28 protein-coding genes are annotated in these 23,293 nt (G+C 72.5%); 15 read left to right on the top strand and 13 right to left on the bottom strand.

What is annotated here, in order from left to right; all coding sequences use genetic code 11:
- Nucleotides 1-3: 3 nt before the first annotated feature.
- The 3 genes from HNR19_RS21335 to HNR19_RS21325 are packed head-to-tail and all read right to left on the bottom strand — an operon-like array spanning nt 4 to nt 1,746.
- Nucleotides 4-1,245, bottom strand: a complete 1,242-nt coding sequence (locus HNR19_RS21335) for a sigma-70 family RNA polymerase sigma factor (protein ID WP_179669830.1) — start codon at nt 1,243-1,245, stop codon at nt 4-6.
- Between the two features lie 7 nt (nt 1,246-1,252).
- Nucleotides 1,253-1,594 carry a YciI family protein gene (locus HNR19_RS21330; RefSeq protein WP_179669829.1) on the bottom strand — a complete coding sequence of 114 codons (342 nt, stop codon included), beginning with the start codon at nt 1,592-1,594 and terminating at the stop codon, nt 1,253-1,255.
- Nucleotides 1,591-1,746 carry a hypothetical protein gene (locus HNR19_RS21325; protein WP_179669828.1) on the bottom strand — a complete coding sequence of 52 codons (156 nt, stop codon included), beginning with the start codon at nt 1,744-1,746 and terminating at the stop codon, nt 1,591-1,593. Before HNR19_RS21325 ends, HNR19_RS21330 begins: the two co-directional genes overlap by 4 nt.
- A 126-nt stretch (nt 1,747-1,872) precedes the next feature.
- Between HNR19_RS21325 and HNR19_RS21320 the strand changes: the two genes are divergently transcribed.
- Entirely contained in the window at nt 1,873-3,582 is a 1,710-nt protein-coding gene (locus tag HNR19_RS21320; RefSeq protein ID WP_179669827.1) for an AMP-dependent synthetase/ligase, read from the top strand.
- 33 nt (nt 3,583-3,615) lie between these two features.
- On the opposite strand, the gene HNR19_RS21315 is transcribed toward HNR19_RS21320, so the two are convergent.
- Nucleotides 3,616-4,185 carry a dihydrofolate reductase family protein gene (locus tag HNR19_RS21315; protein WP_179669826.1) on the bottom strand — a complete coding sequence of 190 codons (570 nt, stop codon included), beginning with the start codon at nt 4,183-4,185 and terminating at the stop codon, nt 3,616-3,618.
- Nucleotides 4,186-4,234: 49 nt separating this feature from the next.
- Complete coding sequence (locus HNR19_RS21310) at nt 4,235-5,224, bottom strand: GlxA family transcriptional regulator (RefSeq protein WP_179669825.1); 990 nt, start codon at nt 5,222-5,224, stop codon at nt 4,235-4,237.
- Nucleotides 5,225-5,350: 126 nt separating this feature from the next.
- On the opposite strand from HNR19_RS21310, the gene HNR19_RS21305 reads away from it, so the two are divergent.
- The gene (locus HNR19_RS21305) at nt 5,351-5,833 is read left to right on the top strand and encodes a GNAT family N-acetyltransferase (protein ID WP_179669824.1); all 483 of its coding nucleotides are present in this window, start codon (nt 5,351-5,353) and stop codon (nt 5,831-5,833) included.
- Nucleotides 5,834-5,876: 43 nt separating this feature from the next.
- Here HNR19_RS21305 and HNR19_RS21300 read toward each other — a convergent pair whose 3' ends face one another.
- Nucleotides 5,877-6,245, bottom strand: coding sequence for a YciI family protein (locus tag HNR19_RS21300; protein WP_179669823.1), 369 nt, complete (start codon nt 6,243-6,245; stop codon nt 5,877-5,879).
- A 183-nt stretch (nt 6,246-6,428) separates the two neighbouring features.
- Between HNR19_RS21300 and HNR19_RS21295 the strand changes: the two genes are divergently transcribed.
- The 3 genes from HNR19_RS21295 to HNR19_RS21285 are packed head-to-tail and all read left to right on the top strand — an operon-like array spanning nt 6,429 to nt 8,774.
- A complete protein-coding gene (locus HNR19_RS21295) occupies nt 6,429-7,229 on the top strand; it encodes an ABC transporter ATP-binding protein (protein ID WP_179669822.1) in 801 nt (266 codons plus the stop codon).
- Nucleotides 7,226-7,987, top strand: coding sequence for an ABC transporter permease (locus HNR19_RS21290; protein ID WP_179669821.1), 762 nt, complete (start codon nt 7,226-7,228; stop codon nt 7,985-7,987). Before HNR19_RS21295 ends, HNR19_RS21290 begins: the two co-directional genes overlap by 4 nt.
- Nucleotides 7,988-8,012: 25 nt before the next feature.
- Nucleotides 8,013-8,774, top strand: coding sequence for a MerR family transcriptional regulator (locus HNR19_RS21285; RefSeq protein ID WP_179669820.1), 762 nt, complete (start codon nt 8,013-8,015; stop codon nt 8,772-8,774).
- Nucleotides 8,775-8,776: 2 nt separating this feature from the next.
- Here the strand turns inward: HNR19_RS21285 and HNR19_RS21280 are convergent, their stop codons facing one another.
- Nucleotides 8,777-9,724, bottom strand: coding sequence for an NAD-dependent epimerase/dehydratase family protein (locus HNR19_RS21280; RefSeq protein ID WP_179669819.1), 948 nt, complete (start codon nt 9,722-9,724; stop codon nt 8,777-8,779).
- A gap of 126 nt (nt 9,725-9,850) precedes the next feature.
- Between HNR19_RS21280 and HNR19_RS21275 the strand changes: the two genes are divergently transcribed.
- The 5 genes from HNR19_RS21275 (at nt 9,851) to HNR19_RS21255 (ending at nt 14,890) form a co-directional block, all read left to right on the top strand.
- The gene (locus tag HNR19_RS21275; protein WP_179669818.1) at nt 9,851-10,759 is read left to right on the top strand and encodes an RNA polymerase sigma-70 factor; all 909 of its coding nucleotides are present in this window, start codon (nt 9,851-9,853) and stop codon (nt 10,757-10,759) included.
- Between the two features lie 156 nt (nt 10,760-10,915).
- Complete coding sequence (gene helR, locus HNR19_RS21270; RefSeq protein ID WP_179669817.1) at nt 10,916-13,051, top strand: RNA polymerase recycling motor ATPase HelR; 2,136 nt, start codon at nt 10,916-10,918, stop codon at nt 13,049-13,051.
- 29 nt (nt 13,052-13,080) lie between these two features.
- On the top strand, nt 13,081-13,824 hold the full coding sequence (locus tag HNR19_RS21265; RefSeq protein WP_179669816.1) for an SDR family oxidoreductase: 744 nt from the start codon (nt 13,081-13,083) through the stop codon (nt 13,822-13,824).
- Nucleotides 13,821-14,192, top strand: coding sequence for a hypothetical protein (locus HNR19_RS21260; protein ID WP_179669815.1), 372 nt, complete (start codon nt 13,821-13,823; stop codon nt 14,190-14,192). Before HNR19_RS21265 ends, HNR19_RS21260 begins: the two co-directional genes overlap by 4 nt.
- 92 nt (nt 14,193-14,284) lie before the next feature.
- Entirely contained in the window at nt 14,285-14,890 is a 606-nt protein-coding gene (locus HNR19_RS21255; RefSeq protein WP_179669814.1) for a VOC family protein, read from the top strand.
- Between the two features lie 3 nt (nt 14,891-14,893).
- On the opposite strand, the gene HNR19_RS21250 is transcribed toward HNR19_RS21255, so the two are convergent.
- The 3 genes from HNR19_RS21250 to HNR19_RS21240 are packed head-to-tail and all read right to left on the bottom strand — an operon-like array spanning nt 14,894 to nt 16,870.
- Entirely contained in the window at nt 14,894-16,102 is a 1,209-nt protein-coding gene (locus HNR19_RS21250; protein WP_179669813.1) for an acyltransferase family protein, read from the bottom strand.
- A 15-nt stretch (nt 16,103-16,117) separates the two neighbouring features.
- Nucleotides 16,118-16,330, bottom strand: a complete 213-nt coding sequence (locus HNR19_RS21245) for a hypothetical protein (protein ID WP_179669812.1) — start codon at nt 16,328-16,330, stop codon at nt 16,118-16,120.
- A 39-nt stretch (nt 16,331-16,369) separates the two neighbouring features.
- Nucleotides 16,370-16,870, bottom strand: a complete 501-nt coding sequence (locus HNR19_RS21240; RefSeq protein WP_179669811.1) for an Lrp/AsnC family transcriptional regulator — start codon at nt 16,868-16,870, stop codon at nt 16,370-16,372.
- A gap of 135 nt (nt 16,871-17,005) precedes the next feature.
- On the opposite strand from HNR19_RS21240, the gene hppD reads away from it, so the two are divergent.
- Entirely contained in the window at nt 17,006-18,199 is a 1,194-nt protein-coding gene (gene hppD / locus HNR19_RS21235) for a 4-hydroxyphenylpyruvate dioxygenase (RefSeq protein ID WP_179669810.1), read from the top strand.
- Nucleotides 18,200-18,213: 14 nt separating this feature from the next.
- On the opposite strand, the gene HNR19_RS21230 is transcribed toward hppD, so the two are convergent.
- Complete coding sequence (locus tag HNR19_RS21230) at nt 18,214-19,146, bottom strand: methyltransferase domain-containing protein (protein ID WP_179669809.1); 933 nt, start codon at nt 19,144-19,146, stop codon at nt 18,214-18,216.
- A gap of 128 nt (nt 19,147-19,274) precedes the next feature.
- On the opposite strand from HNR19_RS21230, the gene HNR19_RS21225 reads away from it, so the two are divergent.
- The 3 genes from HNR19_RS21225 to HNR19_RS21215 are packed head-to-tail and all read left to right on the top strand — an operon-like array spanning nt 19,275 to nt 21,528.
- Entirely contained in the window at nt 19,275-20,735 is a 1,461-nt protein-coding gene (locus HNR19_RS21225; protein WP_179669808.1) for an NAD-dependent succinate-semialdehyde dehydrogenase, read from the top strand.
- Between the two features lie 44 nt (nt 20,736-20,779).
- Nucleotides 20,780-21,235: an SLOG cluster 4 domain-containing protein gene (locus tag HNR19_RS21220; protein WP_179669807.1), complete on the top strand. Its 456-nt coding sequence runs from the start codon at nt 20,780-20,782 to the stop codon at nt 21,233-21,235.
- Nucleotides 21,235-21,528, top strand: a complete 294-nt coding sequence (locus HNR19_RS21215) for a DUF1905 domain-containing protein (protein ID WP_179669806.1) — start codon at nt 21,235-21,237, stop codon at nt 21,526-21,528. Before HNR19_RS21220 ends, HNR19_RS21215 begins: the two co-directional genes overlap by 1 nt.
- Here HNR19_RS21215 and HNR19_RS21210 read toward each other — a convergent pair whose 3' ends face one another.
- The gene (locus tag HNR19_RS21210) at nt 21,529-22,086 is read right to left on the bottom strand and encodes a TetR/AcrR family transcriptional regulator (protein WP_179669805.1); all 558 of its coding nucleotides are present in this window, start codon (nt 22,084-22,086) and stop codon (nt 21,529-21,531) included.
- Between the two features lie 87 nt (nt 22,087-22,173).
- On the opposite strand from HNR19_RS21210, the gene HNR19_RS21205 reads away from it, so the two are divergent.
- The gene (locus HNR19_RS21205) at nt 22,174-22,794 is read left to right on the top strand and encodes a DUF2867 domain-containing protein (protein WP_179669804.1); all 621 of its coding nucleotides are present in this window, start codon (nt 22,174-22,176) and stop codon (nt 22,792-22,794) included.
- A gap of 18 nt (nt 22,795-22,812) precedes the next feature.
- Here HNR19_RS21205 and HNR19_RS21200 read toward each other — a convergent pair whose 3' ends face one another.
- Nucleotides 22,813-23,103 carry a DUF6069 family protein gene (locus tag HNR19_RS21200; protein WP_218910338.1) on the bottom strand — a complete coding sequence of 97 codons (291 nt, stop codon included), beginning with the start codon at nt 23,101-23,103 and terminating at the stop codon, nt 22,813-22,815.
- Between the last annotated feature and the right edge of the window lie 190 nt (nt 23,104-23,293).

Genomic DNA, 23,293 nt, shown 5'->3' with positions numbered 1-23,293 from the left:
CCATCACAGCTCGGACATCCGGCGGGCCAGGAACTCCCGCTCCGGCTCGGTGGGCGCGAGCGCCAGCGCCTCGCCGTACGACGCCCGCGCCGCGTCGTGCCGGCCGAGCCGGCGCTCCAGGTCGGCCCGCGTGGCCGGCAGCAGGTGGTAGCCGGCGAGCCGGCCGTCGGCATCTAGCGCGTCGACGATCACGAGGCCCGCCTCCGGCCCGTCCGCCATCCCGACCGCGACCGCGCGGTTGAGCTCGACCACCGGCGAGTCGGTCCACGCCCGCAGGGCGGTGTACAGCCGGGCGATCCGCGCCCAGTCGGTCTCGGCCGGGGTCGCGGCCAGGGCGTGACACGCGCTGATCCGCGCCTGGAGGACGTAGGGCCCGTCGGCCGTCGCGGACGCTAGGAGCGCCAGTCCCTCCGCGATCGCCGCACGGTCCCACCGCGCCCGGTCCTGCGCCTCGAGCGTGACCAGCCGTCCCTCCGCGTCGAGGCGTGCCTCGCGCCGCGAGTCCTGGAGCAGCAGGAGGGCAGCGAGACCGGCCGCCTCGGGCTCCTCGGGCATCAGCTCGACCACCAGCCGCGCGAGCCGGATCGCCTCGTCGCTGAGGTGCCGGCGGACCAGGTCGTCACCGGCGCTGGCGGAGTAGCCCTCGTTGAAGAGCAGGTAGACCACCGCCAGCACCCCGCCCAGCCGCTCGGGCAGCAGGTGCGGGGGCGGCACCCGGAACGGGATCCCCGCGGCCCGGATCTTGTGCTTGGCCCGCACCAGCCGCTTCGCCATGGTCGGCTCCGAGACCAGCAACGCGCGGGCGATCTCGGCGGTCGTGAGGCCGGCGAGGGTCCGCAACGTCAGCGCGACCCGCGCCTCGAGCGGCAGCGCCGGGTGGCAGCAGGTGAAGACCAGGCGCAACCGGTCGTCGGGGATCTCGTCGGCTCCGACAGCCGCACCCGGACCGCTGCCGTCGTACGACGCCTCGCGCTCGGCCATCACACCCAGCTCCTCCAGCTTGGCCGCCTCCGTCCGGGCACGGCGCAGCACGTCCATCGCGCGGTTGCGCCCGACCGTCGTCAGCCAGGCGCCCGGCCGGTCGGGCACGCCCTCGACCGGCCAGCGCTCGGCGGCGCGGGCGAAGGCCTCCTGGGCGCACTCCTCGGCGAGGTCCCAGTCACCGGTGACGCGGATCAGCGTCGCGACGACGCGCCCCCACTCCGCGCGGAAGGCGGCCGCCACCGCGTCGCCGGCCGTCGTCACCGCGGCATCACGGGACGTGGAGCGGGCGCAGCTCGAGCGTCCCGATCTCCGCGACCGGGTGCTGGCCAGCGACCTCGAGCGCCTCGTCGAGGTCCGCGCACTCGAGCAGGTCGTAGCCGCCGACCTGCTCCTTGGTCTCCGCGAAGGGCCCGTCGGAGACGAGCATCTCGCCGTTCCGGACGCGCACGGTGGTCGCGGTGTCGGCGCGCGCCAGCCGGTTGCCGTCGACGCGCACGCCGCGGGCCGTCATCTCCTCGACCCACGCCGCGGCGCGCTGGTCGAGCGCCCGGCGCTCCTCCGGCGTGAGCTCCAGGTCCTCGTCGCCGCAGACCAGCATCAGGTACCTCATCGGCGCTCACGCCCGGATCCGGTCACGCGGCCGAGCGTACGGCGCAGCACGGACCTTCGCCGCTCGCGCCGCTCGGCCTCGCGCTCGAGGGCCGCGATCCGCTCGCGCGCGGAGGCGAGGATCATCTCGGGGTAGGCGTTGCTCTTCACCATGTCGTGCTCTCCTTCGGGTGGCGGCTCTTGTCGGTACGACGAAGCGCCACCGCTCCGATGGACAACCCGTGGGACATCGGCCGGCCACCGTTGCGTGATCCGGGTCACACCGACCACCATCGACGCATGACGGCCACCGACGCCACCCCGGACACGACCACCACCGACCCGCTCGACGTCGCGACGATGTGCGAGGCGTTCCAGAACACCGTTGCGCGGTGCGGCGGCGACGTCGCCCTCCGCACGCCCGGCGGCGCGCAGGAGATCACCTGGCAGGAGTACGGCGACCGCGTCCGCCGGATCGCGGCCGGACTGGCGGCGCTCGGCGTCGGGCCCGGCGACACCGTCGGGTTCATGCTGCTCAACCGGCCGGAGTTCGCGCTGGGCGACACCGCGGCGCTGCACCTGGGCGCGATCCCGTTCTCGATCTACAACACGTCCTCGCCCGAGCAGATCTCCTACCTCTTCGGCAACGCCGGCAACAAGGTCGTCGTGACCGAGCAGATGTTCCTCCCGCAGATCCGCGCCGCCGAGACCGGCGCCGAGACGATCATCAGCATCGACGGGGGCGAGGGCACCATCTCGCTCGACGACGTCGAGACGGCCGGGGCCGACGACTTCGACTTCGAGTCCTCCTGGCGCGCGGTCGGGCCCGACGACGTGCTCACGCTGATCTACACCTCCGGCACCACCGGCCCGCCCAAGGGCGTGGAGCTGACGCACGGCAGCATGCTGGCCCAGCTGCGCGGCATCAACGCCGTGCTGGAGGCGAAGCCCGGCGACCGCGGCACGTCGTACCTCCCGGCCGCCCACATCGCCGACCGCTGGGGCGCCCACTACTCGCCGATGGTCTTCGGCGGCACGATCACCTACGTCACCGACCCGAAGGCGGTCGTCGGCGTGCTCGGCGAGGTCCGGCCGACCGTGTGGGGCGGGGTGCCGCGCATCTGGGAGAAGCTCAAGGCCGGCCTCGAGGCGAAGGGCGTCACCGACCCCGCGGCGCTCGACGAGGAGACCCGCACGGTGGTCCGCCAGCTCATCGGTCTCGACGACGTCCGCTACACCGTGTCGGGGGCGGCGCCGATCGCGCCCGAGGTGCTGACCTACTTCGCCGAGCTCGGCATCCCGATCTGCGAGCTGTGGGGCATGTCCGAGATCTCGTGCTGCGGCACGGTCAACCCGCCCGATGCCGTCAGGATCGGCACCGTCGGCAAGGCCCTCCCCGGCCTCGAGGTCCGGCTCGCCGACGACGGGGAGCTGCTCGTGCGCGGTGCCCAGCTGATGCGGGGCTACCGCAACCAGCCCGAGAAGACCGCCGAGGTGATCGACGGCGAGGGCTGGCTGCACACCGGCGACATCGCCACCATCGACGACGACGGCTACGTCACGATCGTCGACCGCAAGAAGGAGCTGATCATCAACTCCGCCGGCAAGAACATGTCGCCGGCCAACATCGAGCAGGCCGTCAAGGCCGCGCACCCGCTGATCGGCCAGGCGGTCGTGGTCGGCGACCGGCGCCCCTACAACGTCGCGCTCGTCGTCCTCGACCCCGACGTGTGCGCGGCGTACGCCGAGCAGGCCGGCCTGGCCGACGGATCGGCAGCGGCGCTGGCCGACGACCCGGGCGTGCAGCAGCAGGTCGCCGACGCGATCGCCACGGCCAACGCCCGGCTGTCGCGCGTCGAGCAGGTCAAGAAGCACCGGATCCTCGCCACCGACTGGCTTCCGGGCGGTGACGAGCTGACACCGACGATGAAGCTCAAGCGCAAGCCGATCGGCGCGAAGTACGCCGACGTCATCGAGGAGATGTACGCCGAGGACACGCCCGACGACTGATCGGACGCGGGAAGCATCACGGAGGGGTCGTGGCTACTCCGTGCCTGGCGGGCCGTCGAGGACGGTGGGCGCGTACTCGAGCAGCTGCAGCCGACCGTCGAGCGTCCGCGCCTCGATCAGGTCGAGCCGGACGTCCGGCCAGCCGTCGTACATCCGGTCGGCGCCGGTCGCTCCGTTGACGACGGGGAACACGACGACGCGGTAGCGGTCGACGAGGCCGGCGGTCAGCAACGACCGGCACAGGCTCACGCTGCCGATGGTGCGCAGCGGGAGGTCCCCGTCCCGCTTGAGCTCCCCCACCGCCTCGACCGCATCGCCCGACACCAGCGTGGAGTTCTCCCAGTCGAGAGGCTCGTCGAGGGTCGAGGAGAACACGAGCTTCGGACGGCGCGTCAGCTCGTCGATGAAGTCCTCGCCGGCCTCGGCGAAGCCGCGGAACATCCGGTACGTCGTCGCGCCCATCAGCAGCGCGTACTCGGACGCGCCGTCCTTGCCGAGGAAGTCGTAGTAGTCGGGTCCGCCCATCCCCCACAGGCCCGGCCAGCCCTCGGCGGAGCCGAAGCCGTCGAGCGAGGTGATGTAGTCGATCATCAGTTCCGCCATCGTTTCCCTTTCGTGAGAGCCGGCGGGTGTGCCGACGGTCGGTGGCCGCTCACCCCGACGCGCGCACCCCGGCACGCCGCGTCGTCGAGTGGGTCATCCGGTAGTGCGACGGGGAGACCCCGTAGCTGCGTTGGAACGCCTGGCGCAGGGTCTCGTCCGTGCCGAAGCCGCACCGGTCGGCGATCGCCTCGACGGTGAGGTCGGTCGTGGCGAGGAGCTGGGCCGCGGCCTCGCACCGCGCGCGTCGTACGAACCGGCCGGGCGGGATCCCGAGCTCGCGCAGGAACAACCGGGTGAGGTGCCGCTCGCTCACACCGGATCGCTCCGCGAGGCCGGCCGTGGTCAGGTCGGCGTCGAGGTGCGCCTTGACGTGGTCGACGGCCTCGCTGACGACGGACGACGCCGCGGGGGGCGACGAGGTGAACATGCTCATCTGGGCCTGGTTGCCCGGCCGCTGCATGTAGGTCACGAGCTGGCGGGCGACGTCGCGCGCCACCCGCGGCCCGGCGTCCTCCTCGACGAACGAGAGGGTCAGGTCGAGGCCCGCGGTGACGCCGGCCGACGTGCAGAAGCGGCCGTCCACCACGAAGATCGGGGCCGGGTCCCACCGGACCCGCGGGAACCGGTCGGCGAGCAGCTGCGCGTGGTCCCAGTGGGTCGCCGCGCGCCGGCCGTCGAGGATGCCCGCGGCAGCGAGGATCCCCGCCCCCGTGCAGACCGAGGCCACCCGGCGGGCGTCGCGCGCGAGGCGGCGCACGTGCGCCACCACCACGGCGTCGTCCATCGCGTCGACGTACCCGATGCCCCCGGAGACGACCAGGGTGTCGAGCGGGCCGCGCGTCCGCTCCAGCACGCGGTCGGCAACCAGGGTGAGCCCGGTGCCGGTGTGGACCGTGCCGCCGCCCGGTGCCGCCAGCTGCACGGAGTAGACGGCGCGTCCGGTCACCTGGTTGGCGAGCTGGAGCGCGCTGACCACGCTGGCGATGTCGAGGGCCTCGGCGGCGTGGTAGCCGACGACGAGGACGCGGCGGGGAGCCATTCCCCCACGCTAGGCCGCCCGGTGTCCCTCCGCGAGAGGTCAGGAATGACGGGTTCCCCAAGATTCCGGACTCCGGTCGGCCGCGACCGGCCGTCGGGGCGATCGCGGTGACCGTAGGGTGAGCCGATGGTCGACATCCGCCCGGCGACCGCGGCCGACAGCGCCGTCGTCGCCGAGATCTGGCACGCCGGCTGGCACGACGCCCACGACGGCAAGGTGCCCGACGCGCTCGTGGCCGCGCGCCCACGGGAGTCGTTCGACCGGCGCGCCGTCGATCGCGTGCCCGACACGATCGTCGCCGTCGCCGACGGCGAGGTCGTCGGGTTCGTGATGGTGGAGGGCGACGAGATCGACCAGGTGTACGTCGCCGCGGCGCACCGCGGCACCGGCACCGCCGCGCCCCTGCTGGCCGCCGGCGAGCGGCGGGTCGCCGAAGCCGGGCACCCGACGGCCTGGCTGGCGGTGGTCCCGGCCAACAGGCGGGCGCGACGGTTCTACGAACGGCAGGGCTGGCGCGACGACGGGCCGTTCGAGCACGCCGCGCCCGGCCCCGACGGCCCGATCGCCGTGCCGTGCCACCGCTACGTCAAGGGCGTCGGCACGGCCTGACCCTCGGACCCTCGGGCAGGCCGGTTCTGTCAGGTCGGGTCCGTCAGGTCGGCAGCTCGGTGTTGAACGGCCGGATCTCGACCTTGCCCCGGCAGGCCTTCGACGCCTCGCCGGCCAGCCGCACCGCCGTGTCGCGGTCCGGGACGTCGATCACCCAGAACCCGGCGATGTACTCCTTCGCCTCCAGGTACGGCCCGTCGGTCACGACGGGAGCCTCGCCCTGGCCGTCGATCACCGCGGCCTTCGTCGCGTCGTCCAGGCCGTCGGCGAAGACCCAGTAGCCCTCCTCCTGGAGCCGCTCGTTGAACGCACCGGTGGCGGCGAACGACGCGAGCATCTCCTCCCGCGAGCCGTAGCCGCCGAACTCGCCCTGCTCCGCGGGGCCGTGGACGGTCATCAGGTACCTCGTCATCGCATTGCTCCTCGTGTCGGTCCGGCGGTCCCGCTGACCGCCGCTCACCCTCGCCACGAACGGCGCCCCCTCCATCCGACACCCTCGCCCGAGCTCGTGTCACCCGGGTTCGTCGCGTGAGGTCGGAAATCCTGGGAGATCGGGCTTGACCTTGACGCTGCGTCAACCTCGCAAGGTCTTCCCATGACCACCACACCAGCCATCCGCGTCGCCGGGCTCACCAAGTCCTACGGCGACAACCACGTGCTGCGCGGCGTCGACCTCGACGTGGCGCCGGGCAGCATCTTCGCCCTGCTCGGCTCCAACGGCGCCGGCAAGACCACGTGTGTGAAGATCCTCTCCACGCTCCTCAAGGGCGACGGAGGCAGCGCCACCGTCGCCGGCCACGACGTCGCGACCGCGCCCGCGGAGGTGCGGGCGTCGATCAGCCTGACCGGACAGTTCGCCGCGGTCGACGAGATCCTGACCGGCCGGGAGAACCTGGCGCTGATCGCCCGGCTCCGCCAGCTGCCCGACCCGGGCGCGGTCGCCGACCGGCTGCTCGCGCGGTTCTCCCTCACCGACGCGGGTGGTCGCCGCGTCGCGACGTACTCCGGGGGGATGCGGCGCCGGCTCGACATCGCGATGAGCCTCATCGGCGACCCGCCGGTGATCTTCCTCGACGAGCCGACCACCGGCCTCGACCCGCAGGCCCGGATCGAGGTCTGGGACGCCGTCAAGGAGCTCGCGGCGGGCGGCACGACCGTGCTGCTCACCACCCAGTACCTCGACGAGGCCGAGCACCTCGCCGACCGGATCGCGATCCTCCACGAGGGCGTGATCATCGCCGACGGCACCCTCGCCGAGCTGAAGGCCCTGTTGCCGCCGGCCGAGGTCACCTACGTCGAGAAGCAGCCCACCCTCGAGGAGATCTTCCTGAGCATCACCGGGTCTCGTGACGGTCGCGGGGCGACCTCCTCGACCACCAAGGAGGAGTCCCGATGAGCACCGCCATCAGCAACACCGTCGCCCTCACCGGGCGCTCGCTGACCCACATCCTGCGCAGCCCCGACACGATCATCACCACGGCGCTGACGCCGATCGCGATGATGCTGCTGTTCGTCTACGTCTTCGGCGCCTCGATCGACACCGGGGCCGACGGGAAGTACGTCAACTACCTGCTGCCCGGCATCCTGCTGATGACCGTCGCCTCCGGCACTGCCTACACGGCGTACCGCCTGTTCATGGACGTCTCCGGCGGCATCTTCGAGCGGTTCCAGTCGATGCCGATCGCACGGTCCTCGGTGCTGTGGGGCCACGTCCTCACCTCGATGGTCGCCAACCTGGTCGCGCTGGTGATCGTCGTGCTCGTCGCGCTGCTGATGGGCTTCCGCAGCGGCGCGGGCGTCGTGGCCTGGCTGGGAGTCGCCGGTCTGCTGGCCCTGTTCACGCTGATGATGACGTGGCTCGCGGTGATCCCCGGCCTCGCGGCCAGGTCGGCCGACGCCGTGAGCGGGTTCGGCACCCCGCTGATCTTCCTGCCGTTCCTGAGCTCGGCGTTCGTCCCCACCGACGGGATGCCCGGCCCGGTGCGGTGGTTCGCCGAGAACCAGCCGGTCACGCCGATCGTCAACGCGATCCGCGCGCTCTACGCCGAGCAGCCGGTCGGCGACGACGCCTGGCTCGCCGTGGCCTGGTGCGGGGGCCTGCTGGTGGTCGCCTACTTCTTCGCGATGCGTGCCTACCACCGCAAGATCGACTGAGGCAGGCTGCGTTCATGGAGTCGCCATGCTGACGATCAGCCAGCTCGCGGCGTACGCCGGGGTCACGCCGCGGGCCGTGCGCTTCTACCACCAGAAGGGCCTGCTGCCGGAGCCCGAGCGGGACCACTCGGGCTACCGGCGGTACGACGCAGCGGCCGTCGTCGCGTTGATCCGGATCAGGACGCTCGCCGACGCCGGAGTGCCGCTCTCGCGGGTGCAGGAGCTGCTCGGGGCGAGTGACGAGGAGTTCGCGGCGGCGGTCGAGGAGATCGACCGCCGCCTGCGCGCCGAGATCCGAGAGCGGCAACGAAGCCGGGAGCGGATCGCCCAGCTGGCGGCCGGTGACAGCCTCGCGCTGCCGCCGGAAGCCGTTGCCTATCTCGACCGGATGCGCGCGGTCGGCGTGCCGGAGGTCGTGGTCGAGGCGGAGCGCGATGCGTGGATCCTGATCGCCGCGCAGCTGCCGGACGAGATGCCGTTCTACATGGAGATGAAGACCCAGCAGCTCGAGGACCCGCGCACGCTCGAGCTCTACCGGACCTTCACGGACATGTCGGGATGGGCGCCCGACGACCCGCGGCTGATCGGTGTGGTCGAGACCATGATCAGTCAGCTCGAGGAGGTGCCCGCAGAGGCGTGGGAGCAGGAGGAGGCGTTGTCCGACGACCTGGCGGCGCTGCTCGACCAGGCGTTCCTCGCCTCCGTGCCGGTCGCGCCGCGCATCCTCGAGCTGCTCGAGGAGCGCGGCTGGACCGGCTGGACCAAGCTCAAGCCGCTCGCCTCCTGACCTCAGCCGATCCCGGAGCGGAAGCCCTCGCGCCAGCTGGACCAGTGCGGCGCCCAGCCGAGCTCACGCTTCGCCTTGGCGTTCGACGAGCCGCGCACGGTGGTCATCAGGGCCAGGCCGAACTCGCCGATCAGCGGCCGCGCCAGCCATGCCGGCAGCCGCATCGGCTTCTTGCCGTCCAGCTGCTCGGCCAGGTAGGGCAGCCACTCGCTCATCGGAGCCGGGTCGTCGTCGACGATGTTGTAGATCCCGGGCGCGGCCCGGTCGATCGCGGCCACCGTCGCGGCCGCGCCGTCGTCGATGTGGAGCCACGACCAGACCCCGGTGCCGCCGCCGACGACGGGGAACTTGCCCTTCCGGACGGCCTCGCCCATCTCGCCCGTGCGGGACATCGTGTTGCCGGGGCCGTAGAAGTTGCCGTAGCGCAGCACGATGCCCTCGATGCCCGGCGCCGTGGTCGTCGCCCTCTCCACGTGCTTGATCGCGGCCAGCGATTGCCGCGCCTCCTTGCCGGGGTCGTCGATCAGCGGGTCGGCCTCGGTCTTGACCGGTCCGCCCGTGCGCTGGTTGGTCCAGTGCCCGCCATAGCTCTGGGCGACGAAGCGGCGAACGCCGTGCGCCCGGGCCGCGGCGAGGAGGTGGTCGGTGCTCTCGGTCCGCAGCCGGTTGGTCAGCGCGAAGTCCCGGTCCCACTTCTTCAGGTTGCCGCTCATGGATCTGAGCGCCGTGAGCTGGTGGACGATCACGTCCGGCTTGGCCTCGGCGACCGCCGCGTCCACGCTGGCCGCGTCGAACGGGTCCATCACGATGCCCGTCGCGCCCAGGGCGTCGACGGCCGCGCGGCCGGTGTCGTTGCGGCTGGACCCGAAGACGTCGTGGCCCGCCTCGGTGAGCAGGCCGACGAGCCGGGTTCCCATGGCGCCGGTCGCGCCGGCGATGAAGATACGCATGATCCATCTCCTCCTACGTCGTTGGGGGTTGTTGCTGGCCCCTTCGACGGGACAGCCGTCCTGCGTGTGACAGTCCCCGGAAAAAACCTCGAGCCGGCCCCTGCGTCGGGACGGCATGCTGGTCCCATGACGACGCTCGCCGAGGCGCACGACCAGCTGCGGCCGCTGATGTTCTCGATCGCCTACCGGATGCTCGGCAGCGTCGTCGAGGCCGAGGACGTGGTGCAGGAGGCGTTCCTCCGGCTGCACCGCAGCGCTCCGGACGGCGTCGACAACCTCGAGGCCTACGCGACGACGGTGACGACGCGGCTCGCCATCGACACGCTCCGCTCGGCACGGGTGCGCCGGGAGCAGTACGTCGGGCCGTGGCTGCCGGAGCCCATCGTGGACGACGACGACCTCGACCCCGCCTACCGGATCGAGCTCGATGACACCGTGTCGACCGCGTTCCTCGTCCTGCTCGAGGCCCTGACGCCGGTGGAGCGCGCGGTCTTCGTGCTGCGCGAGGTGATCGGCTACGAGTACGACGAGATCGCGTCCGTCGTCGAGAAGAGCGAGGCCAACTGTCGGCAGATCTTCGCGCGCGCGAGGAAGCGCATCAGCGACGGGACCCCGCGGTTCGACGCCACCCGCGAGCAGGGCGCTCGGCTCGCGTCGCAGTTCATCGCCGCGGTCGCCGGCGGCGACATGGCCGGCCTGGAGCGGCTCCTGGCCGACGACGTGGTCTTCGTGGGCGACGGCGGCGGTCGCGCCCCGGCCATCCAGAAGCCGATGGTCGGTGTGACCGCCGTCGCGCGGTTCCTGCTCGGACTGATGCGCGCCGGCGAGCGGTTCGGCGTGCTCCTCGAGCACGCCGTCGCCAACGGCCAGCCCGCACTGGTCACCCGCGGGGCGGACGGCGCCCTCCTCGGCGTGATGACGATCGACGTCGAGGACGGACGGATCGCGCGGCTGCACAACGTCATCAACCCCGACAAGCTCGGCCACCTCGGCCCGGTCGGCGACCTCACCGCGCTCCTCCGCGGCGAGGCCTGATCCGACGCGCAGAGACAAGAAAGGAGAGGCCCGGCGGCCTCTCCACTTCCAAGGTATAGCGCACAGGGGGCCTTGCGGCAAGGCCCCATCGGGGCGGCAGAATCCCCGCTCCGCGGTCCACCGGCCGCGGCCCACCGACCCGGAGCCGATGCCCTCGTGAGCACCTCAGCGTTCGCGCTGCCCGACCACCTCGACGCCAAGTCCGACCCCGACCTCATCGCCGCTGACGAGCGGCACTTCGCCGCCATCCAGCGCAGCCTCGACGAGACCCTCGCCGAGCTCACCGAAAGGCTCGACACGGAGCGCAAGCGGGCCGGCGGCACCGGACAGGCCGCGATGGACCGCGACCTCGAGGTGCACCGGCTGACCGCGCGCCTGCGCACGCTGCGGCGCTACACCCTCGACCTGTGCCTGGGTCGCGTCGTCCCGGCCGACGCCGACGCGCAGCCGGTGTACGTCGGCCGCCTCGGCCTCACGGACCGGGACGGGCGGCGCCTGCTCGTCGACTGGCGATCGCCCGCGGCAGAGCCGTTCTTCGCCGCCACGCACGCCGACCCGCAGGGGCTGGCGAGCCGGCGGCGCTACCGCTGGACCAAGGGCCGGGTCACGGACTACTGGGACGAGGTCTTCACCCCCGAGGGCCTCGAGGGACACGCGGCGCTCGACGACCAGTCGGCGTTCATCGCCAGCCTCGGCAGCAGCCGGTCGCAGCGGATGCGCGACGTGCTCGGCACCATCCAGGCCGACCAGGACGCGATCATCCGTGCCGGGTCGCGCGGCGCGCTCGTCGTCGACGGCGGCCCCGGCACGGGCAAGACCGTGGTCGCGCTGCACCGGGCGGCGTACCTCCTCTACGCCGACCCGCGGTTGGGGCACCGCCGCGGCGGCGTGCTGTTCGTCGGGCCCAGCCGGCCCTACCTCTCGTACGTCGCCGACGTCCTGCCGAGCCTCGGGGAGGAGGGCGTGCAGACCTGCACGCTGCGCGACCTCGTGCCCGGCGGCGACAAGCTCGGCGAGGAGCCGGACCCCGAGGTGGCCCGGCTGAAGGCAACGGCCGCGATGGTCGGCGCGATAGAGCCGGCGGTCGGGCTCTACGAGGAGCCGCCGAAGGAGGGCATGGAGGTCGAGACGCCCTGGTCCGACGTCTGGGTCAGCACGGCCGACTGGGCCGAGGCGTTCGGCGCTCCCGACCCGGGCACGCCGCACAACGAGGCGCGGGCGCAGGTGCGACAGGCGCTCGTCGACATCCTGGTCGACAAGCTCGCGGACGAGGACGACGTGCCGGAGGACCAGCTGCGGCGCGCGTTGCTCGCGCACCGCGGCATCGAGGAGGAGCTCGGCAGGTCCTGGCCGGTGCTCGACCCGGAGGACGTCGTCGGCGACCTGTGGGACGTTCCGGCCTACCTGCGGATGTGCGCGCCGTGGCTCACGCCCGACGAGGTACGCCTCCTCCAGCGCGACGACCCTCGGGCGTGGACGATCTCCGACCTCCCGCTGCTCGACGCCGCTCGTCTCCGGCTCGGCGACCCCGACGCTGCGCGCCGAGCGCGGCAGCGGGAGGCCGCGCAGCGCGCGGAGGAGGCTCGGATGGAGGAGGTCGTCGACGAGCTCATCCGTCACGACGAGGAGGGCATGTTCGCCCAGCTCCGCCAGGACGGGATCCGTGCGGCGCTCGTCGACGAGGACGCGCTGCCGTCCGCCGACCCGGACCTGCTGGCCGGGCCGTTCGCCCACGTCGTCGTCGACGAGGCGCAGGAGCTCACCGACGCGGAGTGGCAGGCGCTGCTGGCGCGCTGCCCGTCGCGGAGCTTCACGATCGTGGGCGACCGCGCGCAGGCCCGGCACGGCTTCCTCGAGAGCTGGGAGGAGCGGCTCTCGCGGGTCGGCCTCGACGCCGTCACGATGGCGTCGCTGAGCATCAACTACCGCACGCCCGCCGAGGTGATGACCGAGGCGGAGCCGGTCATCCGCGCGGTGCTGCCCGACGCCAACGTCCCGACATCGGTGCGCAGCACCGGCGTACCCGTCGTGCACGCGACGGTGTCCGAGCGCGACGCGATCCTGGCGGCGTGGCTCGACGAGCACCTCGAGGGCACGGCCTGCGTGATCGGCGATCCGGCCTACCGGGAGACCGACCGGGTGCGGTCGCTCACGCCGGAGCTGGCCAAGGGCCTGGAGTTCGACCTGGTCGTCCTGGTCGAGCCCGACGCGCTCGGGGCGGGGATCGAGGGCGGCGTCGACCGCTACGTCGCCATGACCCGGGCGACCCAGCAGCTGGTCGTGCTCACCTGAGCGACACCCGGCCCCCTTAGCCTGCCCCCATGAAGATCGCCATCGCCGGTGCGACCGGTGTCGTCGGCCGCCACGCTGCCGAGGCCGCGACCGACCAGGGCCACGACGTCGTCCCGCTCGCGCGCAGCCTCGGGGTCGACGTCCTCAGCGGCGACGGGCTGGCGGCCCGTCTCGACGGAGTGGACGCCGTCATCGACTGCCTCAACATCGCGACCAGCCGCAAGCGGCCGGCCGTGGAGTTCTTCACCGCGACGAGCGACAACCTGCTCGCCGCGGAGGAGCAGGCCGGCGTCGCGCACCACGTGCTGCTCTCCATCGTCGGCATCGACGAGGTGCCGTTCGGCTACTACGACGGCAAGGTCGCCCAGGAGCAGCGGGTGCGCGACAGCGGCCGGCCGGCGACCATCCTGCGGGCGACCCAGTTCCACGAGTTCGCCGAGCAGATGCTCGAGCGGGCGAAGATCGGGCCGGTCGTGATGGCGCCGAAGATGCTCTCGGCGCCGGTCGCGGCGCGGGAGGTGGGCGCGGCGCTGGCCGAGCTGGCGGCGGGGACGCCCCACGGCGAGACCCTGGAGATGGGTGGCCCCGAGCAGCTGGAGATGTCCGAGCTCGTGAGCCGCGTCGGGAAGGCGCGCGGCGCGGGCAAGGTGATCTCTGCCCGGCTGCCCGGCGCGGCCGGCAAGGCGATGACCGCGGGCCACCTGGTGCCGTCGGCGCCGTGGCGAGTCGGCACCCAGACCTGGGACGACTGGTTCGCGGAGCGGGGTCGGTGACCACGTTCGTCGCCGTCGCGGGCGTCGTCGTCGCGCTCGCCGCCCTGGCTTCTTCCGCCGTGCTGATGCGGTCGAACGCGCGGCTGCGCGGCCGGCAGGCCGAGATGGAGAGCCTGCTCGACGCGGACTCCGCGGAGCGGCTGGCCGAGTGGGACGAGGCGCCGGCCAGCACGACCAGGGAGATCGCGATCGTGATCAACAACGTCGCCGAGCTGGCGGTCCGCGAGAACCGGGCGGCCGGCCTGCTCAACCGCGTGCGGCCGTCGATGCTCCAGCGGATGGTCTACGACGAGGTGGCGCGGCAGCTGCGCGAGCGACTGGACGAGGAGGGCGTCGAGGCCGACGTGCTCGTGCGGATCGTCCACTGACGACGACGGGCAGGCCTGTCGCCACCCGTGTCACAAACCCGCTCCGCCCGACGTCAGCCCCACGAACGCATCCCCTCACCCCAGGAGCAGACATGCCCAGCATCGAGTCACTGATCCTCGACGTCCCCGACGTCGACGCCGCCCGCGAGTTCTACGCCGCGGCGTTCGGCGACCTCGGCGACCGCCTGCAGCTGCGGGCGTCCGCCGACCCCGCCACCGGGTTCGGCGGCTACAGCATCTCGCTGATCGTCGCCCAGCCGGCCGACGCCGACAGCTACTTCGAGTCCGCCGTCGCCGCCGGAGCCACCGTCATCAAGCCGGTCACCAAGTCGATGTGGGGCTACGGCGGGGTCGTGCAGGCGCCCGACGGCGCGGTCTGGAAGTTCGTCTCGGAGAGCAAGAAGAACAAGGGCCCGGCGACCGGCGAGATCGAGGCGATCGTCCTGCTCATCGGCGTCGAGGACGTCCGCGCCAGCAAGGAGTTCTACGTCGACCGCGGCCTGAAGGTCGCCAAGAGCTTCGGCAAGAAGTACGCCGAGTTCGCGCCCGACGGCGGCGTGAAGCTCGCGCTCCTGCGCCGCGCCGAGGTGGCCAAGGACGCCGGCGTGCCCGACGCCGAGGGCCCGCACCGGATCACCATCAGCGGCGTCGGGTCCTTCACCGACCCGGACGGCTACACCTGGGAGCAGGCGTCCTGACCGTCACCGCATCCCGAAGAGGAACCGCGTGGGGGCGGTCCGCCGGACGAGTAGGTCGTACGTGGCCACGGTGAGCGCGAGGGACACGACCACGATGACGACGTACTTCAGCGGCGCGGCGAGGTCCCAGCCGACGACGCCGAAGGCGACGGCCACCACGACCGGCTGGTGCAAGACGTAGAGCGGCAGCACGGCGTCGCCGAGGTACGTCGACACTCGCTGGGTCGTGGTGGGCGGCCGGCCGGTGGCGGGAGCGGCCGACGGCGGGCGCGGGCGGTCCAGCAGCCCCAGGATCGCCACCACCGCGCACCACCCGGTCACGCCGAACCCCGCTCGACCCAGCACGGCGAGCACGCCCATGTCGGTGAACGGGTCGTCCACGCTCATCATCGCGGGGGCGCCGAGCACGAACAGCGCGATGCCCGTCCACAGCGCGAGCCGCGCGCAGCCGCGCACCGCGTCGCGGAAGCGCCGGTCGGCCACGAGGAAGAGGCCGGCGGCGAAGAACAGCAGATAGGCGACGCGGTGCCACCCGCCGTAGGCTTCCTCGAGGCCGAGACCGGCGCAGACCGCGGCCAGGGGCACTGCGGGCAGCAGCACCAGGGCGGGCGCGCGCTCGACGGCTCGCCCTGCCGCGTCGCCCAGTCGTCCGGTCCAACGGGGAGGCACCACCGCCGCCGGGACGGCGAGGAGCAGCGAGAAGCACAGCAGGAGCACGACGAACCACAGGTGGCCGGACTCGAAGTGCTCGCCCTGCACGACGAACGGCAGGTGGTCGACGGACAGGTGGACGTCGAAGAACCGCGGGTAGAAGTCGGCGTACGACTCGTCATAGCTCGACTCGGCGGCGCGCAGCCGCAGCCACTGCGGCAGCGGCAGCAGGACGAACGTCGCGAACACCAGCGGGACGCCGAGGCGGCGCAGCCGCTCCACGGCGAAGCCGCCGGGCCCGCGCCGCACCAGCGACTGGCGGGCGCCGAAGCCGCCGATCACGAACAGCAGCGGCATCGCCCACACGACCAGCACGCCGATGACCAGCATCAGCGGCGCCGTGTCGTCGTTCTTGACGTAGAAGTCGTCCTCGCTGTCGAAGACGAGTGCCGAGTGGAAGAACACCAGGCCGACGACGACCAGCGCGCGCAGGGCGTCCATCTCGGTGCGGCGCTCGGGAGGAGCGCCGGTCCCGGTCCCGTCGGCCGGGATGGTCGCCATGGGCGACAGCGTAGGTCAGCCGAGCACCTCTGCGGCGTGAACCGTGGCGTGCTCGTCCTCGATCGCGTCGGCGAGCTTGCGGATCTCCTCGTCGGTGAGGTCGACGCCGACCTCCTCGGCGCCGTGCCGCAGCTCCGCGGCGACGGTGCCCTCGGTGGCGCCGTCCTGCCACGACGTGACGCGGTCGACGACGGCCTGGATGGCTTCCAATCGCTCCTGATCAGTCATGACGGGGAGGTACCCAGCCCGACGGGTTGAAACAGGGACTCAGTCGTTGCGGTAGGCGGGTGCCCGGGCCTCGCGCTCCTCGGCCGAGCGCGCCAGGAGGGGGAGCACGCGCGGCGGCACCACCGTGCCCAGCACCACGACGCTCGTGGACCGCACGACCGACGTCGAGCGGTTGAGCTCGAGCAGCGTCTCCTGGAGGTCGGCGTGCGAGCTGGCGCCGACCTTGCAGACCACGTCGGCGCTGCCGGTGGTCATGTGGGCCTCGAGGATCGTCGGCAGCGCCTCCAGCTCGGCCGCGACCTCGTCCAACGCTCCCTGCGCGATCTCGAGGGTGACGAACGCCGTGAGCTGGACGCCGGCCGCCTCGAGGTCGACGTCGGGGCCGTACCCGGTGACCACGCCGGAGGCCTCCAGCCGTTGCAGCCGGGCCTGCACCGTGGCGCGCGCGACCTGGAGCCTCCGGGACAGCTCGAGGGCGCCGGCGCGGGGGTGCTCGCGAAGGGCGGTGAGCAGCGCGATGTCCAGACGGTCCAGAGCCATGCACAGAGCCTAGTCCAACGGGTGCGGGGGCGGTCGGAGTGAGCACTTTGACCAGTGCTTGCTGGCCGGGTTGTGCAGGTGATCGCCACCGGGTTGGCTGTGCGCGTAGCAGGACCGCCGACCCGGGAGGAACCCATGACCGAGCTCGCCACCCGCCTGACCGACGCCGAGCGCCTCGCGGAGCTCGACCTCGACCAGTTGCGCCAGCTGGTCGGCCTGGTCGACCACGACCCGTCGCAGGACCCGTTCCCCGTCAGCGGCTGGGACGCCGTCGTCTGGGCCGTCGGCAACGCGGTCCAGACCACCCACTTCTTCCGCTCCGCGTTCGGCATGGACCTGGTCGCCTACGCCGGGCCCGAGACCGGCCTACGCGACCGCCACTCGTTCGTCCTCGAGGCCGGCGCGGTCCGCTTCGTCATCGAGGGCGCCGTCGCGCCCGACAGCCCCGTCGTCGACCACCACGCGCGCCACGGCGACGGCATCACCGACATCGCACTCGAGGTCCCGGACGTCGACAAGTGCGTCGCGCACGCCGAGGCGCAGGGCGCGACCGTGCTCGCGGCGCCGTACGAGATCAGCGACGAGCACGGCACCGTCCGTCTGGCCGCGATCGCGACGTACGGCGACACCCGCCACACGCTGGTCGACCGCAGCCGCTACCACGGCCCCTACCTGCCGGGCTACGTCACCCGCGAGGGCAAGGCCCTCGGCCCGCGCACGTTCCAGGCGCTCGACCACGTCGTCGGCAACGTCGAGCTCGGCCGGATGGACGAGTGGGTCGACTTCTACCGCCGGGTCATGGGCTTCACGAACATGGCCGAGTTCATCGGCGACGACATCGCGACCGACTACTCCGCGCTGATGTCGAAGGTCGTCGCCAGCGGCAACCACCGCGTGAAGTTCCCGCTCAACGAGCCGGCGATCGCCAAGAAGAAGAGCCAGATCGACGAGTACCTCGAGTTCTACGGCGGGCCGGGCGCCCAGCACCTGGCGCTGGCGACCACCGACATCCTCGCCGCCGTCGACCACCTGCGCGCCGCGGGCATCGAGTTCCTCAACACGCCCGACTCCTACTACGAGGACCCCGAGCTGCGCGCGCGGATCGGCGAGGTGCGGGTGCCGGTCGAGGAGCTCCAGAAGCGCGGCATCCTCGTCGACCGCGACGAGGACGGCTACCTGCTGCAGATCTTCACCAAGCCGGTCGGCGACCGGCCGACGGTCTTCTTCGAGCTGATCGAGCGGCACGGGTCGCTCGGGTTCGGCAAGGGCAACTTCAAGGCCCTGTTCGAGGCGATCGAGCGTGAGCAGGAGCGCCGCGGCAACCTCTGACGAGGTCGGCGCGACTACTCCTCCGGAGGGGTGCCGAGCGACGGGTCGCGCTTGAAGCGCAGCGTGGCCCGCGCGCCGGCCCGGTAGACCTTGACGGTCCGTCCGGGAGGGTTGTCCTCGAGGATGCCGGACCAGTCGGAGAACCGGTCGAGCCGGTAGCCGTAGACCCACGCCATCGTGCGCAGTGCCCGCACCGACGGGCGGCCGACCAGCACCTGCCCGGTGTGGATCGGGCTGTCGGTGAACGCGCTGCCCTGTCCGACGACGCCGTTGGTCCGCACGCGCAGGATCGCCTCGCGCGACGGCTCGACCTGGGTGTCGAGGATGAGGAACTCGGCGTTGCTCTGGCTCATCACGTGGAAGACGTCGTCGTAGCGCATCGTGTGGTAGAGGAAGCCGAGGCAGAGCACGACGTCGGCCTGCGGCCGCTCCTTGTCCAGCGTCGTGAAGATGTCGCCCACGATGAACCGGTAGCGGTCGGGGTCGACGCCGTAGTGCTGGAGGTTCTCCTCCGCGTGCGCGACCAGCTCCGGGCGGCCCTCGGCGCCGGTGACGTGGCTCGCGCCGGCCCGGAGCGCGGCGTACGTCCAGCGGGCGTCGTGGCTCGCGATGTCGAGCACCCGGGCGCCCTCGAGCACGTCCTTGTTGTCGGTGATGATCGCCTCGTGCCGCAGGTTGAGCCGCGACCGCGTCGCTGCGGTGGTGCTCGTGTCGAGGAACCGCGGGTGCTGGTCGATGAACCCCGTGCCCGGCGCGATGGTCCACGAGCCCGGCGCGGTCCGGCGCGCGGGCAGCGACTCGACGGGCCCGGCGGCGTCCAGGGTCGGGAGCGCGCCGTTGGCCGGGTGGGCCGGCGCCGGGTGGGCGAACGCGCGCAGCCGGGTGCGCAGCTTCAGCCGGGCACGACCCTTGTTGATCACCCGTCCGGCACTGCTGGTGCTCTTCACTGTGGCTCCCTCCGCGTTGCGAGACGACTCTCACGCTCTCATGTGGACGCCGTACCCCACCCCCACGTTGCTTCATCGGCCAAAACTCGTCCTGCTGCAACCGACGCTGCGCGCGTAGTGTCGACGGCATGAGTCTCGTGATCGCCGACGTCATCGCCGAGCTCGACCCGGAGCGGGGCCTGCGGATCGGCGGCCGGCCGCGCGGCGCCGGCGCCACCTTCCCGGTCAACGACCCCGCGACGGGCAGCCCGCTCGCCCACGTCCCCGACGGTACGGCGGCCGACGCCACCGCCGCGGTCGACGCCGCTGCCGGAGCCCTCGGCGAGTGGGCGGCCTCGGCGCCGCGTGTCCGCGCCGAGGTGCTGCGCCGTACGTTCGAGCTGATGGTCGCCAACGGCGACCGCCTCGCCGCGCTGATGAGCGCCGAGAACGGCAAGGCGCAGGCCGACGCCAAGGCGGAGGTCGCTTACGCCGCCGAGTTCTTCCGCTGGTTCGCGGAGGAGGCGGTGCGATCGGAGGGCGACTACGCGACCGCGCCCGCGACCGGGGCCAAGACGTTCGTGACGCACCAGCCCGTGGGCGTCGCGGTGCTCGTGACCCCCTGGAACTTCCCGGCCGCCATGGCGACGCGCAAGATCGCGCCCGCGCTGGCCGCGGGCTGCACCGTGGTGCTCAAGCCCGCGTCGGAGACCCCGCTCACCGCGATCGCGATCGTCGACCTGATGCGGGAGGCCGGCCTGCCCGACGGTGTGGTCAACCTGGTCACGACCAAGGACTCCGGCGCCGTCGTGGGCGCGTGGCTCGAGGACGAGCGGGTCCGCAAGATCTCGTTCACCGGCTCCACGCCGGTGGGCCGGCGGCTGCTGCACCAGGCGGCCGACCGTGTCGTCAACGCGAGCATGGAGCTCGGCGGCAACGCGCCGTTCGTGGTCACGGCCGACGCCGACCTCGACGCCGCCGTCGCGGGCGCGATGATCGCGAAGTTCCGCAACGGCGGCCAGGCGTGCACCGCTGCCAACCGGTTCTACGTCCACGCCGACGTCGCCGACGCCTTCGTCGCCCGCTTCGGCAAGGCGGTCGAGGCCCTGCGCGTGGGGCCCGCGTCGGACGAGCAGACCGAGATCGGCCCGATGATCACCGAGAAGGCCGCGGGCGAGATCCGCGAGAAGGTCGACGCGGCGGTCGCCGCAGGCGCCCGGATCGCCCACCAGGCCACGGCTCCCGACGGCGGCGCCTACGTCGCGCCGGTCATCCTGACCGACGTCGCACCCGACGCCGAGATCCTCACCGACGAGGTCTTCGGGCCGGTCGCGCCCGTCGTCACCTGGCACGACGAGGAGGAGATGATCCGCCTCGTCAACGACACCGAGTACGGCCTGGCCGCCTACGTCTACGCGGGCCGCCTCCAGGACGCCCTCAAGATCGCCGAGCGGGTCGAGGCCGGCATGGTCGGCATCAACCGCGGGCTGGTCTCCGACCCGTCCGCGCCGTTCGGCGGGGTCAAGCAGAGCGGGCTCGGCCGCGAGGGCGCGCGCGAGGGGATCCGGGAGTTCCAGGAGACCCGCTACTTCTCCGTCGACCTGATCTGACGGCCGCGGACCCCGCCGGGCTCCCCGGTCCTATCCTCGGGACCATGCGCTACGTCGCCGTGTGCGGACCGGCCGACGCCGACCCCGCGCTGCTCGACCATGCCCGGCGTGCCGGGCGGCTGCTGGCGGCGGGGGGCTGGGTCGTGCTCACCGGCGGCCTCGGTGGAGTGATGGCCGCGGCCGCCGAGGGCGTGTCCGCCGCCGGCGGTACGGCGATCGCGATCCTCCCGGGCACCGACCGGTCTGCCGCCGCCCCGGGCCATGCCTTCGCCCTGCCGACCGGGATGGGGGAGATGCGCAACGCGCTGCTCGTGCGCAGCGCCGACGCGGTGCTCGCGATCGGTGGGTCGTGGGGCACGCTGTCCGAGGTCGCCCTGGCTGCGCGGACGGCCGTGCCGTTAGCGGTGGTCGCGGGCGAGGTGCCGTCCTTCGCGGGCGACGAGGTCGTGGTCGCGGAGACGGTCGACGAGGCGATCAGGGCGCTGCAGGAGAGAAGCTGATGGAGCTCGAGTTCAGCGGCCCGGTGTTCGAGTGGCGCGGGCCCGCGCCGTTCTACTACGTCGCCGTGCCCGAGGAGGACAGCGCCGACATCAAGGCCGACGAGGCGATGCTCAGCTATGGCTGGGGCTGCATCCCGGTGACGGCGACGGTGGGCGACACCGAGTTCACCACCTCGCTGTTCCCCAAGGACGGGCGCTACCTGCTCGGCCTCAAGGTCGCGGTCCGCCGTGCCGAGGGCATCGACGAGGGCGACCACGTCGCCGTACGGATGCGGGTCGAGCCGATCGCCTGATCAGCGCAGAAGCCCCTCGAGGGCCGCGCGGAGCACCTCGTGACGGGTGTGGCCGTCGTGCCCCGTGGCCAGGAAGTGCTGGCCGACGAACAGCGAGTAGGCCGTGAGCGCGCGGGCCTCGGTGTCCAGCGGGTCGTCGCAGATCTGGGCGAAGAGGTCGCGCAGGTAGGCCATCCGGCGCTCGTCGACCCCACGCAGCCGGGCCTCGACGGCGGGATCGCGCCGGGCCCAGTCGCGGATCGCCAGCTCCGCGCGCTGGCCCTCGTCGGCGACGGCGAACGCGAACGCGATGTCGAAGAGCTCGCGCAGCTTGTCGCGGGCGGCCCCGGGATGTGACTCGAGCTGCTCGATGACGTTCTCCACGGCCAGCTGCTCCCAGCGGTCGAGGACCCGCTGGAGGAACGCGGCGCGGTCGGGGAAGTGCCAGTAGAAGCCGCCCTTGGTGACGCCGAGGCCGTTGGCCAGCTGCTCGACGCGCACCGCGTCGGGGCCGCCTGCGGCGAGCACCGGCAGCGCGGCGTCGACCCACGCCTCGGCGGGTGTCTTCGCGGTGGCCATGGCGGAAATCTATACGCCACCGTATTGACCGGCCCCGCTGCTGCGCCGTACCGTCGTCCATACGGCACCGTATAGAAGGGCGGCGGCATGAGGATCCCCAACGAGCGGCACCTGGCCGTGGACCTGCGCGTCCACGACCTGCTGCGCGACTTCAGGCTGGAGGACGTGTGGCAGCTCCCCGAGGTCACCGGGTCCCGTGACGACTTCGAGCTCGTCATCGAGCGGATCCGCTCGGGCTCTCCGATGTCGTCGGGCAACCTCGCGAGCCGCTTCGTCTGGGGCGTGCGCCAGCTGCTGGGGAAGGTGTTCGACCTCGGCGACGTCGCCCACGCGACCGACGGCAGGGCGGACGGGCTCCCGATCCCCGGCGCCGAAGAGACGAGCATCGTGCCGCGGCTGCCGGCCGACCTGAGGGGGACCGCCGACGACCTCCGGTTCACCGATCTGCCGTTCGTCCCGGTCTACCGCACGGCGACCGAGTTCGCGGCCGAGATCTCCAACCGCACCGTGCACGGCGTGCTCCACCTGTCCTGGATCCCGGTCGGCGGCGAGCGGTACGAGGGCCGGATGGCCGTCTACGTGAAGCCGCGCGGGTGGTTCGGCGAGGCCTACATGGCCTTCATCAAGCCGTTCCGGTACCTGATCGTCTATCCCGCGCTGGAGAAGCAGATGGCGCGCGAGTGGGCGGAGCTCACCGCGGCACGGTGAGCCCCGCCCGTACGCCGGTCAACGGGTCGCGGCCAGCCGGCGCGCGACCGTCGGGATGACGATCGAGGCGGCGACCACGTGCAGCGTCGCGAGCGAGAACGCCGTCGCGGTGTCGAAGCCGAACGTGAAGTCGGGGACCACGGAGAGCGCGGTCAGCGCGACGGTGGTGCGGACGAACGTCGACCGCGGGCGCCGCGCCTTGCGGGCCAGCACCGCGGCGAGCGCGACGCCGATCAGCGAGAAGATCAGCGTCAGCTGGGGGAACGCCAGGAACGGGATCGGGACGCCGTGGGAGTCCTCGAAGGACACGCCCGCGGCCGACGCGACCGCCGCGAGGACCGTGGTGGTGGCCGCGGCCCGCCGCGGCCGCGACGCCGTGCTTCCAGACGGGACGGCGGTCGGTGGTGGCGTGCGCGGTCGCGGTGGCGGCCGGGTGGAACTGGGTGGTGGTGGACATCTCGGTCTCCATCGTGTGAGTGAGGATGCGAGCCACCTGCTG

The sequence above is a fragment of the Nocardioides thalensis genome (assembly GCF_013410655.1).
GTDB lineage: Bacteria > Actinomycetota > Actinomycetes > Propionibacteriales > Nocardioidaceae > Nocardioides > Nocardioides thalensis.
The sequence above is the reverse complement of the archived record's forward strand: the minus strand, read 5'-3'. Positions and strand labels throughout refer to the sequence as shown.